Source organism: Campylobacter sp. JMF_08 NE1, from assembly GCF_027737875.1.
GTDB lineage: Bacteria > Campylobacterota > Campylobacteria > Campylobacterales > Campylobacteraceae > Campylobacter_B.
In genome coordinates, this window is the sequence record NZ_JAOVUC010000004.1 from 1 (window position 1) to 13,186 (window position 13,186).

Annotated in this window: 11 protein-coding genes; 1 reads left to right on the forward strand and 10 read right to left on the reverse strand. The window is 41.8% G+C overall.

What is annotated here, in order from left to right; all coding sequences use genetic code 11:
* The 10 genes from OFN91_RS04460 to OFN91_RS04505 all read right to left on the reverse strand — a co-directional run.
* Positions 1–5,106 (reverse strand): hypothetical protein (locus tag OFN91_RS04460; protein ID WP_270873417.1); only part of this gene is annotated, 5,106 nt, incomplete at its 3' end.
* Between the two features lie 574 nt (positions 5,107–5,680).
* On the reverse strand, positions 5,681–5,974 hold the full coding sequence (locus OFN91_RS04465) for a GIY-YIG nuclease family protein (protein WP_270873418.1): 294 nt from the start codon (positions 5,972–5,974) through the stop codon (positions 5,681–5,683).
* A gap of 609 nt (positions 5,975–6,583) precedes the next feature.
* Entirely contained in the window at positions 6,584–7,150 is a 567-nt protein-coding gene (locus tag OFN91_RS04470; protein WP_270873419.1) for a PAS domain-containing protein, read from the reverse strand.
* 96 nt (positions 7,151–7,246) lie between these two features.
* Positions 7,247–7,843 (reverse strand): IMPACT family protein, encoded by a 597-nt coding sequence (locus OFN91_RS04475; RefSeq protein WP_270873420.1) that lies wholly within the window; start codon positions 7,841–7,843, stop codon positions 7,247–7,249.
* A 48-nt stretch (positions 7,844–7,891) separates the two neighbouring features.
* Positions 7,892–8,701 (reverse strand): TPM domain-containing protein, encoded by an 810-nt coding sequence (locus tag OFN91_RS04480; protein ID WP_270873421.1) that lies wholly within the window; start codon positions 8,699–8,701, stop codon positions 7,892–7,894.
* Positions 8,698–9,306, reverse strand: a complete 609-nt coding sequence (locus OFN91_RS04485; RefSeq protein ID WP_270873422.1) for a hypothetical protein — start codon at positions 9,304–9,306, stop codon at positions 8,698–8,700. Before OFN91_RS04485 ends, OFN91_RS04480 begins: the two co-directional genes overlap by 4 nt.
* Positions 9,307–10,026, reverse strand: coding sequence for a LemA family protein (locus OFN91_RS04490; RefSeq protein WP_270873423.1), 720 nt, complete (start codon positions 10,024–10,026; stop codon positions 9,307–9,309).
* Positions 10,023–11,033 carry an alanine racemase gene (locus OFN91_RS04495; RefSeq protein WP_270873424.1) on the reverse strand — a complete coding sequence of 337 codons (1,011 nt, stop codon included), beginning with the start codon at positions 11,031–11,033 and terminating at the stop codon, positions 10,023–10,025. The genes OFN91_RS04490 and OFN91_RS04495 overlap by 4 nt, the downstream gene beginning before the upstream one ends.
* Positions 11,026–11,262, reverse strand: a complete 237-nt coding sequence (cmeU, locus tag OFN91_RS04500; protein WP_270862096.1) for a CmeU family protein — start codon at positions 11,260–11,262, stop codon at positions 11,026–11,028. The genes OFN91_RS04495 and cmeU overlap by 8 nt, the downstream gene beginning before the upstream one ends.
* A complete protein-coding gene (locus OFN91_RS04505; RefSeq protein ID WP_270873425.1) occupies positions 11,262–12,626 on the reverse strand; it encodes a phosphomannomutase/phosphoglucomutase in 1,365 nt (454 codons plus the stop codon). Before OFN91_RS04505 ends, cmeU begins: the two co-directional genes overlap by 1 nt.
* Positions 12,627–12,699: 73 nt before the next feature.
* On the opposite strand from OFN91_RS04505, the gene OFN91_RS04510 reads away from it, so the two are divergent.
* Positions 12,700–13,182, forward strand: a complete 483-nt coding sequence (locus tag OFN91_RS04510) for a CreA family protein (RefSeq protein WP_270872756.1) — start codon at positions 12,700–12,702, stop codon at positions 13,180–13,182.
* Positions 13,183–13,186: the final 4 nt, after the last annotated feature.

A 13,186-nucleotide genomic window follows, 5' to 3' on the forward strand; every position in this document is an offset into this window, starting at 1 on the left:
TACTGTTATATTACCCTCGCTATCAGCTGTAATAGTAATATTTTTACCATTTTTGAAATTTGCAATATCACCTGGGTTGATTAAAGTAGCGTTTTCATCGTTAGCTTTAAGAGTCCAACCACTAGCATTGATAGCATTTACTATATCTCCGGCAGTAGCTAATGAATCTGTATTAGTAGGATTTTCTACTTTACCTGTGTTGCTATTTGTAGTGATATTTGTAGTTTTAGCTGCAATGTTTCCAGCACTATCTAGTTGAACTGTTTTGTTATCAACAAGAGCAGAAGCTGTATAAATAGTGTGTCCGTCAGTAGCAGGTTCAGAAGTTACTTTTACGCCATCTTTTCCTTTAACTTCTGTTTTTGCTGCTTTAAGTTGGCTAACATTAACAGCGTCGTTATCATCTGTTCCGTTTGCAACATTAGTAATTTTTACAGGATTTCCGCCTTCATCACTTACTTTGATATTACCATTGCCGTCACTGCTGATTTTTGGACCATTATCACCGAATTGAACACTATTGAAATTTGGATTATCAATAGTTGCTACTGTTATATTACCCTCGCTATCAGCTGTAATAGTAATATTTTTACCATTTTTGAAATTTGCAATATCACCTGGGTTGATTAAAGTAGCGTTTTCATCGTTAGCTGTAAGAGTCCAGCCTGCTCGTTTTAGTTGAGCGACATTGACTGCGTCAGTGTCCTCGCTACCGGCGGCTAAGCCTGTGATTTGGCGAGTTATATCTTTACTTACATCGCCCACTGCGATAGCGTTTGCGGTGGCAATCCAAGTAGAATCATCCGGCGTTGCGGTATTGGCTGCACCTTTTGTGTTTGTTTGCATATCGTAGCCTTTGAATATTTTAGTGGCTACATTACTTTCATTATCTCTATTGGCTAAGCTATATGAGCCAAGAGCAACGCCATTTTTCACATTAGCGTTTGAACCACTACCGATAGCGACAGCTCTCGCTGCATTTTGCGCCACCTTTGCAGCACTAGTATAATTTGTGATAGTCAAATTATTTTCATCTAAGGTAGGATAGTAGGTATTATCTGCTCCGCTTATATCAGCACTTGCTCCACCTATTGCTACGGCACCTGTCGCACCGATACCGACTTCTGCACCGATACCCTCAGCCTCTTTCTGCCATTTTTTGTCATCACCAGCATAATATTTGGTTTCTATATTGACACTATTGTCATTAGTTCCAAGATGATAAGTATATGATATACCGCCACCAAGAGCTACTGAGTTTTGCGATTTTACAAAGCTACCTGTGCCTATGGCAACAGCATCATTTACATTTATGTCAGCACCGGCTTCTGAACGCTCAAAATCGCCACTTACAAATTCTTCTTTTGCATAACGAAAAGCTGTCGCTTGGTCACCGATAACGATAGAGCCTTGACCACCAGCACGCGAACCTGAATGATTTTGTCCAGTTGGCAAACTAGTGCTACCAGTTCCTAGTGCAAAAGATCTCTCTCCCGTAGCATCTGTGCTAAAACCGATAGCAAGAGCATTTGCTGCGTGAGTATGAGCAGCAGTGCCTATCGCGGTGGAGTTTTTCGTATTGGCATAATAATACGTTCCAGGGGCTTTTACACCATATAGGAAAGTCGAGGCTTTGTATCCGATAGTTACCGAAAAGCCACCTTTATCAGCCGTATCCAAAGCATAATCTCTACCGCCTAGTCCTTGATTTCCTCCTTTACCCGAGCCGATAGTGATAGCATACGGAGTTAATGCCCAAGCATTTTCACCGATTGCAATAGCACCTGTTGTTTCTGAGGTTTCATCTGCTCCTGTGGTTTGATTTCTCCATCTTGTCAGCGCACGAGCATTTTTACCGATAGCGATAGCGCTAGAAGTCAGTTTTTCTTCTTTTCCACTTTTGTCTGTATATGTATATGTAGCTGCACCCCTAGCAATAGCTCCTTCGCCCATAGCGATAGAAGAGTTACCAGCAGCCTCAGAATTTGTGCCAATAGCGATAGCATTGTTTGATGTTGCTCTTGCAAATGAGTAGTCATGGAGTAGATTGGTCATTTGATCTGTAGCGGCTTTATATCTATCTTTTTGAGTTTGATCTGCTTGGGCTTTGTTTGCATCTGCAATCGCTGTTAAAGCCGCTATCATATTATCATAGTTGTTTGCATTTATAATTCGCGTATCGTAATTAAGATTATCATCTTCTTTTATGGTATCTACACGAGCATTGTATGCTTTTGTTTTTGCCTTGGCTATACTTAATTTTTCACTAGTAGTTGCACCATTTCCCATAGCGATAGCATTTGTACCGTTTGCCTTGGCTGATTCTTCTGCTGCGTCAGCGACACCATTTATATGTAATAGTGGGCTTTGAATTTCATCGGTAGAAATCCTTACAACTCTATTATCGCTCTTTAAAGTTGTTGTTGGGTTCGGATTATTTTCAGCGTTAATAGTGCCGTCAGGGTCAATTCTTATGTTTGTTCCTTGTTTTAAATTTTGGAATTTATAGGTCTGATCTCCGATTTCCACACTAGAAACAGTATCATTAGCACCTGCAACATTATATTTAGGTAGCACGGCAAAAAGTTGTGAGCCGTTGATAGCGTCTGTGCTATCTTCGCTTATCAAGCCTGCTGCGACATTTTGGATACGACGCGCAGAGCCTTCTTTGCCTATGCTTACTACGCCCACAGGTGTATTACCTGCAAAACCATCATAAATTACGCCCTTGACATCTGCTTCATTTACAGTATCCATACCGCCTGTGGTGTTTCCTGCTACTACATACGCAGAGCTATCGCCTAAAAATACAGAATTTGCAAAAGTATCAGTAACATTATTTCCTAAGATAAATACGCTATTATTTCCTGCTGCTATGTTGTTATTATTACCCACAGAATAGCTATCATTACTATTAATCACGCTTGGATCACCAAACACACCTGAGCGATCGCCAGTTACGGTATTGCCAGTTCCCATAGCGATAGAATTTTTACCTTTTACTATGTTGCCATAACCATGAGCGATACTCTCGACACCTGTTTCGGTTACATTGTTGTCCATACCGACCGAGAAAGACCTATCAGCACTTGCGGTATTGCCAAAACCAAGTGCGGCTGATTTCTCGCCTTCGGCTAGATTGCTCATACCGGCAGCGACAGAGTATCGTTTTGTGGTGTTGTTATCAGCACCCAAAGCCATAGAATTTTCAGCCTCAGCATTATTTAAAGTTCCGATAGCTAGGGTATTATCCTTATCAGCTTGGTTTCGCAAACCAAATGCAGTTGAATATGCTCCTGTGGCGTTATTTTCACCACCCACAGCGATAGAGCCAATACCAAGAGCATAGTTGTTTAGACCCACAGCAGCAGCATTTGTCTTGTTTGCATCGTTGTATAGACCGACTGTGATAGTATTATCGGCGTGGTTTTCATTATAGTAACCAGCCGCGATAGAAAAATTGCTACCTGCGACAATGTTTCCATTACCAAGAGCCATAGCGTTTGTCGAGCCGCCGTCGATTGTATTAATTACACCGATTGCGGTAGAATTTACATCGACTATGGTATTTTCTGCACCCACAGCGGTCGAGCCGTGACCATCGACTACATTGTATGTTCCGATAGCACTAGCACCGATACCCTTAGCTATATCCATATAACCAAAAGCATTTGAGAAGGTATTGCTAGCTAATGAGCTTTGACCTACTGCCATAGAGCCAAGACCACTAGCTGTCGTTGGTATGTATAGATTGCCTTCGCTTGGTTTGTCGATAACATTACTACCGCTACTACCATATTTTGCACGAATTGCTTCTTGCTCAGCTACTGTTTTATTTGTATTAACTTGTATTTTTTTACCAACAACTACCAAATCTCCATTAAAAATACCTTGCAAAATTTTAATATGGTCGGTGGCGTGCTCTTCACCGCCGATGACATACAAATATTCACCAATTTTTCCTAGCTTAAAATCACTTTTTGTACCACCGATATCATCTCCGCCTATTGATATAGAGCCATATCCACTTGCGATAGTATTCGCACCCAAAGCCATCGCCTGACCACCAGTCGCAAATGCACTATATCCCACAGCGGTGCTCTGTCCTGGTCTATCATTTTCATCTTCGCTATTCATTTCGACAGCTTTTGCTTTACCGCCGATAGCGACATTACCACCACTCCAATCATTCATAGTAGCCGCCATAGCCTCTTCACCGATAGCGATAGTGTAATCTCCATTCGCTGTCGCACTATTTCCAAGAGCAACTGCACCTTTATCCATAGCATAAGAATTTGGACCGATTGCAATCTGTGTGCCGTCTGAACCAGCTATTACGACTTTATCAGAGAAAAAGCGATTAGGATCGCCAATTTCTTTCTCAAAGCTATTTCTGTTATTATATATAAATTGTGCTACATTTGCCGCTACATCTGCATCGGTTTTAGTGCTATCCTTGGCAACCCAGCTTTTTCTATAATTATTATCATCTTGTTCATAATTTTCATCGCTTCTAAAAGCATAAGCTCGAAGCAATTCGGATTTTAGCTCTCCGTTAATATCTTTATTCTTATATAAATCCTTATCCCTATCCAAACCACCGACTTTTATCTCACTATTGCCTTTTTTATAATATGCGTAATAGTAAGTCTTGGTCGCACCAGTAATTCCCATCTCAGCTAGTTGAGTAGTTGTATATGCTTTAACCATAACTTTGGTAGGATTGTTATCGTTAATAAAGCTAGCTTGGATATACATCTCAGTCACTTTATGACCAGCCTTGGCGTCTGTGCCCACAGCAATACCATTGTTTGCTCTAACATAAGAGTCTTTGCCAATGGCGATAGTATCAGTCCCAGTAGATGTGCCCTCTACTATCTCTGCATACAGACCCTCTGGTGCAAATGGCGCACTAATAGCCACTATCGTAGCTAGCGACATAGCCAGCCGTCCCAGAGCAGGCGCACTCGCTATCTTGCCAATGCTTGAAAAAATCGTGCTACCGAATCCCTCGCGCACAGTTTTTTCGCCACTGTGTCCCTTAGCGATCTCGCTAACGACCTTGACGCCGCGTGAGCTCCTTTTGAGCTTATAGACCTTGTTCATGAAAAACTCCTTTTTTCTGCGAACTTAATCGCAAAATGTGATAAATAACTCCGTATTTTAACTCTTTAAAAATTAAACGAAGTTTAATTACACATTTGTAAAGGATAAAATTTATCGCCGTTTTTTTTTGCGCCGTTTTTGGGGGAATTTGGGGGAATTTTAATGTCGCTAAATTTGCAAATTTAGCGTTTGGAATTTTTAAGTCGTAGATTGCTTCGTCGCTTCGCTCCTCGCAATGACAAAAAAAAGAGTGGCATTACGCGAATTCGGCTAATCTGTCATTGCGAGCGAACACAGTGAGCGCGGCAATCTACGAGTGAAAAATTTAAAGTTTGGTTTTTTGCAAAAAATTTACTCGATTTGTCATTGCGAGGTGATTTATCACCGAAGCAATCTACGAGTGAAAAATTTAATGTAAATAAATTTGCAAATTTAGTGTTTGGAATTTTAAAGTCGTAGATTGCTTCGTCGCTTCGCTCCTCGCAATGACAAATCGAGGCAAATTTGTTTTGCACCTCGCAATGACAAATTAAAACAAATTTGCTTCGCTCCTACAATGACAAGTCGAGATAAATCAAAACAAAATTTCATCATACAAATCAATCCAAGTTGGATTTTTGCTTTCGATTAAAGCGATTTTTTGCTTTCTGTTTCCATTTTTTAGCTGTTTTTCGCGCAAAATAGCACTTTCGATACTATCGTATTCCTCGAAATACCCAAGCTTATCCACGCCATAAGTAGCCGTAAAACCTCTGATAATCTTGCTTTTATGCTCACTAATTCGGCGTTTTAAGTCATTTGTAACACCGATATAAAGCGTGCCGTGCTTTTTGCTAAACAAAATATAGACAAAGTATTGATTTGCCATAAAACACCTGCTTTTAATGATGATTTGCTTGGGATTTTAACATAAATTTTACATTTTCGCTCGATATGTCATTGCGAGCGAACGCAGTGAGCGTGGCAATCTACGAAATAAAAATTTAATGTAAATAAATTTGCAAATTTAGCGTTTGGAATTTTTAAGTCGTAGATTGCTTCGTCGCTTCGCTCCTCGCAATGACAGATTAAGGCAAATTTGCTTCGCTATGCTCGCAATGACAAATCAAGGCAAATTTACTTTGCTTTTGCAATGACAATAGCATACAAAAATTTCGGGGCAGTGTTTAGAAGTTGCGCTAGCGGAAAAAAATGCGAAATAAAAAAGCCTAGACGCAAGGTCTAGGCAAAGGGGAAAATGAAATTTAAAATTCAAACAAAATTTCAAGTAAAATTTTAAGCTATAAGCCCAAAATTTTAATCGTAAATTTAAACAAAATTTCAAATAATCAAAATTTCAATCACAAATTTAAGCGACCAAAATTTAAAACAAAAATTTGAATAATCAAAATTCCAATCAAAAATTTAAATAACTAAAATTTAAACAATCAAAATTCACAATCCACGCAAATTTAAATCATCAAATTTCAAGCAAAATTTAGCCAAAAAGCTTTCTCATCGCCTTGAAAAACAGCGCAGTAATCGGATTTGACTTGCCAGTAATGCGCACAATCCAGCTCTCATAAGTCTCGCCTTGTTTTTTGAGGTACTCGTTTAGAAGCGCCTCGCTAGCCTCCATACCGCCTTGCTCCTCTGCGGCGAGAAGCTTTTTATACAGCGGTTCGACGATGTCGATAGCAGCGCGTGGCGGGGCTTTGCGGTAGGCTGTGTATTCGACAATTTCGCCTGTGGCGGGGTCTTTTTTAGGGATAAATTCGGTCATGACCCAGTAGTAACTGCCGTCTTTGGCCATATTTTTGACGACTGCGACGAAATCGCGACCTTTTTGGATCGTATCCCACATGAGCTTGAACGCGATTTTTGGCATATCTGGGTGGCGGATTATGTTGTGTGGCTGACCGAGTAACTCCTCGACGCTATAACCGCAAATAGCGCAAAAATACACATTGCCAAATGTGATGATACCCTTAGAATCGGTGCGAGAGACGATATATCTGCCCGGATCTAGCTTGATCTCGTTGTTTTTAGGGGTTGGTCTTGGCATTTTTTTCCTTTACGATAAAATTTCTCTCAATTTTACAAAGTGATTTATAAAATTTAACTTAAAATAAAAAAACAACAATAATATTATGCGCTAATTTTAAAATTCAGGCAATTTGAGTATCTCAAATGGCGCGATGAAACCCTGCGCGAAATCCGCGAAAATCGCTGTTTGCGCCTGAGAAAGAGCGCACGAAAACACAGCCCCTGTGTCGGCGAAATTTAGCGTGTAAGCGAAATTTTGCTTTTTCATAAAATGCTCGAATTTCGCAATTTGCGCAAACGGCACGAAAAATTCGCAAGGCTTTTTGAGCTCGTATAATACTAGCTCGCTCGCATTTATCGCCAAATTTACAGCCCCGCCATACGCGCGCACTAGCCCGCCCGTGCCTAGCTTGATCCCGCCAAAATACCGCACCACAAGCACAGCCGTGTCAATCAGACCTGCGCCACGAAGCGCATTTAGGCACGATGGCCCGCTCGTGGATTTGGGCTCGCCGTCGTCGCTTTGGTTTTCGACGATTTGGGAATACTCATTTAGCGCTCGATACGCCCAGACGATGTGGCGGGCTTTGGGGTGTTCGCCTTTTAGTCGCTCACGCACGCGCTCAAACTCAGCTAACGGCACCAAATGCGCGATGAAATTTGACTTTTTGACCTCTAAATTCGCGCTAAATTCGCGCTGTATGATATACATTTTCGCCTTTTTGATTAAATTTAAAATTTGAATTTGAAATTTGCAGGCTTACCACCCGCCACTGGCACCGCCACCACCAAATCCGCCTCCGCCACCACGAAAGCCACCTCCTCGCGAACTGCGCCCAAATCCACCAGAGCCACCGCCGAAACCACCGCCAAATCCGCCATTTCTACCAAATCCGCCAGAGCCACCAAAGCCACCGCGCAAAATTTCATCAAGCCCGTCGCCTAAGATGATAGTGTTGCCATAATCCCCATGTGAGCGTGATTTGTTTCTCATCATCATAAAAAATACAAAGAAAAAGAAAAGCATAAAAATTACAAAGTCTATGTCGATTTCCTCGCCCTGAGCGCGCTCGATTTTGGCGAATTTTATGTCGCCACTCTCGATAAAATCGAGGATCGTAAGCACACCAGAAACTATTCCGCCCTCATAATCCCCAGCCCTAAAATGTGGCAAAATTTTATACTCGATTATGCGTTTTGACACGCCGTCAGTCAGCACGCCCTCCAAGCCATATCCGACCTCGATACGCACCCTGCGCTCGTTTGGCGCGACGAGCAAAAGCACGCCGTTATCATAGCCCTTCTGCCCTATGCCAAGCGCCCTAGCCTGCTCGTTCGCGACCTCTTCGATAGAGTAATCCCCGAGCGTTTTTAGGGTTACGACCATGATTTGATTGGTGGAATTTTCGTCAAATTTAAGCAAAATTTCGTTTAACGCACCAGCCGTAGAGGCGCGCAAAATACTCGCCTCGTCGATAATAGCCGTGTCGTTTGGCAAGGCCAAATAGTCTGAAATTTTAGCCTGCGAAAAAGATAAAGCCAAAAATAAAAAAAGTAAAATTCTTCTCATTTTATTTCCACAATCTTTTCTTTGATTTCATCTTTATCGCCCATTTCATGGGGGATTTTCGCCATTATTAGCGCGCAAAGCCTATCTATACCCGCGCTCACAGCCTCGCCAAAATTCGCAGTTTTTGCCTGGGCGCAAAATTCCTGCACAATCTGCAAAAATTCAGAATTATCAATCTTCGCGCTGATATTTTCGCCACAAACTATGTGCGCGATTTTTTCATTTTTGCAAACGCAAAAAATCACAGCGTTTGGGATTTTATCATATCCAAACAGCTCAAATTTACTCACGGCAAAGTCGTAAGTAAGCCTAAATTTAAAGAATTTAGGGATAAAAAATTCTAAAAATTTAGGAAATTTAGAAAATAGAAATTTAAAGAGCAAAAATACAATCGCAATCAACTCAAACGCGCCTACTTTGCCTACTTGCTGGAAAAACATCAGCGCAGTGCCCACTACAAAGGCAATCGTGCAAGCCACGCCCCAGCTAAGGGGCTCTAAGTCCAAAGCCTCGCCACTTAGCACGCAGATAATCTCAGCGTCGCTCGCATCTTCGGCCTTTGAGATTTTATCCGTTATGGCGTCTTTGTAAATTTGCTCAATCATCTAAAACGAAACTTTTGGCGCGTTTTGATTGGCTTCGCCTGCGTTAAATACAGGCTTAGCTCCGCCCTTGCCTACGAGTTTGGCGATGATATTTGTAGGGAAAACCCTAATCATCTTGTTATACTCTTGCACCACAGCGATATAGTCCTTACGAGCCACAGCTATGCGGTTTTCGGTGCCCTCTAACTGATTTTGCAAATCCGTGAAATTTGAGTTTGCTTTTAGCTCAGGGTATCGTTCTACAACTAGCATTAAGCGCGATAGAGCCGAGCTTAGCTCGCCTTGTGCGTTGTTAAACTGCGTAAAGGCTTCTGGGTTATTTACGATATCGTTTGCGTCGATTTTCACGCTCGTTGCCTTCGCGCGAGCCTCGATTACGCCCTCTAAGGTGCCTCTTTCATGGCTTGCGTATCCTTTGACGGTTTCGACGAAATTCGGGATCAAATCAGCGCGCCTTTGATATTGGTTTTGCACCTGCGCCCAGGCCGCATTGACATCTTCGTCTTTTAGGGTCAGTTTGTTATACACAGGCACGGCAAAAATCGCAAACACAGCCAAAATTATGCCAACGATAATCAGCCATTTTAGCCAGCCTTTTGATGATTTTTTCTCGACATTAGCAGAGCCATTGTAAGTTTGGCTTTGCTCTGCACCTTTTGCACTTTTTTCGCCGTCATAGCCGATTTGTTCGGCGCCATTTTGGTTTTCTAACTCGTTCATACCACTCTCCTTGATATTTTTTCATGAAGTTTAACTAACACATCATACTCAATCGTGCCAAAAAATCTCGCCCACTCTCTGGCGTCATTTATCACGCACACTCGCTCGCCACCAAACTCAGCGCAAAAGCTATCCATGGACATTTTGCCAAGTAGCCTTTCGCCACTGGCTAATCGCAAATCCCCAAGCCCAGCGTATCGCAAAAGCCCGTCTGCATAGCCTAAATCATAGGTGCCGATTTTCATATCGCACGGCGCGCAAAACACCCCGCCATAGCCTACCCTTTCGCCTTTTTTAAGCACTCTTTGGCTGATTAAATCAGCCCACAAGCTAAGCACAGGGCGCAAATTTAGGCTATCATCAAATTGAGCGTATCCATACTGCGCCATACCCACGCGCACAAACTCATCGTCAAACCCCGCTCTACGCTCGATCGCGGCTGAATTTGAAGAGTGGAAAATAAGCTCATTAAATCCAGCCTCATTTGCCTTAAATTTGGCGATTTTTTTAAATTCGGCGAAATTTTGCCTTTGTGCGTAAAAATCAGAGCTTAGCTCATCGCTGGCGCGGTAATGTGTCAAAAATCCGCGCAAAGCTAGCGAGTATTTTTTACAAAGTGCCAAAGCCTCACTTAAATCCTGCGCGCAAATGCCGTTTCTATGCATGGCTGTATCAGCCACGATATGGACTTTCGCGCCCCGTTTTAGGCGCGAAAAATAGCTCATATCATTTACGGCATAAATAAAATTTGGATTTTCGTTTCCGTTTGGAATATGCGAAAGAATTAAAATTTCCTCGAAAAATTCTGAAATCTCGCGCGCTTCATCTAGCGTCCTAGTAACAGCTCTTTTGATACCAAACTCGCGCGCCCAGCCCGCGATTTCGCGCATGCCATGCCCATAAGCGTTGTCTTTAAGCACGAGCATAATGCGCTCTTTGGCTACTTTTTGCGAAATTTGCGAAAGATTGTGAAAATACGCTGATTTATCAATCAAAATTTCAGACATTAAAGCTCACTCCATACGCCTTGTATAAATACGGCAAAAGCTTGCGAATAGCGTAATCATAGCCGTAAAATTTGGTGTAAATTTCCTTTAAATTTGCCTCTTTTGCGTTTGCGAAATCAAACACATCTGTGCCCTCTATTTTTGGCACTTTTTCATCTAGTAGCGCGAAAAATTCAGCCCTAGCGCCAAGAAGCTCTTTTATATTTTGCTCGACTAACTCTTTTTCCATTATTTTGCAATCTCCTCTAATGCGCCCATTATCACCCTTTGCATTTCATCGCGAAATTCAGGGCTTTTAGCCTCAAATCTCGTTACGATTATCGGCGTGGTATTGCTAGCTCTCACCAAAGCCCAGCCATCATCAAACCTCAATCTAACCCCGTCGATTTCTATCATATCGCGCACGGCTGGAAGCCCAGAAATGCCGTTTTTGGCTAAATTTTTAAATTTATCAATTATCTCAAATTTTGCGGTGTCTGTGGTTTTAAATTTGATCTCATCGGTGCTATACATTACAGGAAGCGCGTCAAGCTCGGCGTCTAAATCAATACCCTTTGCGACGAGTTCTAGCACTCTCATCATCGCATACACGCCGTCATCGAAGCCAAAATATCGCTCCTTAAAATAAATATGCCCGCTCACCTCAGCCGCCAAATCAATGCCAAGCTCCTTCATAGCCTTTTTGATATTGCTATGACCTGTTTTGCCCATAAAGCTCTTGCCACGGCGGTTTATCTCATCATACATTACCTGCGAGCATTTCACCTCGCCCAAAATTTTCGGCTCTTTCATATTTAGTGATAAAAGACAGGCTAGCTCGTCGCCTTTGATATTTCGCTTCGCTGTTAGCACGGCGATTCTATCGGCGTCTCCGTCGAAACCAAAGCCCAAATTTAGCCCGTTTTCGCTAATTGCATTTTTTAAATCGACTAAATTTTTCTCTTCACTTGGATCTGGGTGGTGATTTGGGAAATTTCCGTCAGGTTCTGGAAATAAAATTTTAGCATTTAAGCCCAATCTTTCCACGATTTTACACGCTGTAACACCTGCTGCGCCGTTTGCGCAATCAATCACAAATGGTGTTTTGAAATTTTTCAAATTTGCAAATTCTTTTTCGAAATAGTCCAAATACTCGCCCAAAATATTATATTTTTCGCAAAATGTATTTGTTGGGATTTCCACGCCAGAGCCCATAAATTCAGCCACTTGGCGGCCGAGTGTTTTAAGCTGTGCGCCAAAAAAACTATCCGTGCCGATTGTGATTTTAAAGCCGTTATAATTTTTCGGATTGTGCGAGCCTGTAATCATAATGTTTGCGTCAAATTTGTGCGTAAATACGCCAAAATACCCCACAGGCGTAGGCAAAAGACCAATATCAAAAATCCTAAGCCCAGCGTAATTAAGCCCACTTACTAGGTATTCAAACATATCTGGCGCGCTTAGCCTCGCATCATAGCCTACGCTGATACGCTCACGGCCTAAATGGCGCAAATGCATACCAAAAGCAAAACCAATCGCCTTAACGCTCTCTTCGTTTAGATCCTCGCCCACGATTCCGCGGATATCGTATTCTCTAAAAATATCTTCAATCATAAAATTCCTTAACAAAAAAATTACAATATTTTAAATTATAAATGTTAAAATTTGTCAAATTCAAGGAGTCAAAATGAAAAAAATTTTTCTTGTTTGTGCGATTTTGGGCGCAGTTTTCGCTAAGGATTATGAGGTGATTGATAGTGTAAATACTTCGTTTAGAATTTTTGGCAAAAACGATAGAATCGAGGTTATCAGCGTCAGCGACCCTAAAATCGACGGGGTTACATGCTTCATCTCATACGCCAAAAAAGGTGGCGCCAAAGAGATTGTTGGCGTCGAAGAAGACCGCTCAGAAGCCTCTGTTTCATGCTCTCAAACAGCCCCAAAAATCATAATCAAAGAAGAGCTTAAAAAAGAGGATATATTTGCGAAAAAATCCTCGCTAATCTTTAAAAAAACCCATGTCGTGCGTATGTTTGACGAAGCAAGCCAGAGCATAATTTATCTAGTGTATTCAGATAAAATCATCGACGGCTCGCCAGATAATTCTATCTCGGCAATTCCGTGCAATCAAGCCGTAGGCAAGGTGTGTGAATTTAATTACAAAAAATGAGAAT

Coding starts and splice junctions, on each gene's coding strand:
- OFN91_RS04465 (WP_270873418.1), bottom strand. CDS start 5,974: ATGGCAAATCAATACTTTGTCTATATTTTGTTTAGCAAAAAGCACGGC.
- OFN91_RS04470 (WP_270873419.1), bottom strand. CDS start 7,150: ATGCCAAGACCAACCCCTAAAAACAACGAGATCAAGCTAGATCCGGGC.
- OFN91_RS04475 (WP_270873420.1), bottom strand. CDS start 7,843: ATGTATATCATACAGCGCGAATTTAGCGCGAATTTAGAGGTCAAAAAG.
- OFN91_RS04480 (WP_270873421.1), bottom strand. CDS start 8,701: ATGAGAAGAATTTTACTTTTTTTATTTTTGGCTTTATCTTTTTCGCAG.
- OFN91_RS04485 (WP_270873422.1), bottom strand. CDS start 9,306: ATGATTGAGCAAATTTACAAAGACGCCATAACGGATAAAATCTCAAAG.
- OFN91_RS04490 (WP_270873423.1), bottom strand. CDS start 10,026: ATGAACGAGTTAGAAAACCAAAATGGCGCCGAACAAATCGGCTATGAC.
- OFN91_RS04495 (WP_270873424.1), bottom strand. CDS start 11,033: ATGTCTGAAATTTTGATTGATAAATCAGCGTATTTTCACAATCTTTCG.
- cmeU (WP_270862096.1), bottom strand. CDS start 11,262: ATGGAAAAAGAGTTAGTCGAGCAAAATATAAAAGAGCTTCTTGGCGCT.
- OFN91_RS04505 (WP_270873425.1), bottom strand. CDS start 12,626: ATGATTGAAGATATTTTTAGAGAATACGATATCCGCGGAATCGTGGGC.
- OFN91_RS04510 (WP_270872756.1), top strand. CDS start 12,700: ATGAAAAAAATTTTTCTTGTTTGTGCGATTTTGGGCGCAGTTTTCGCT.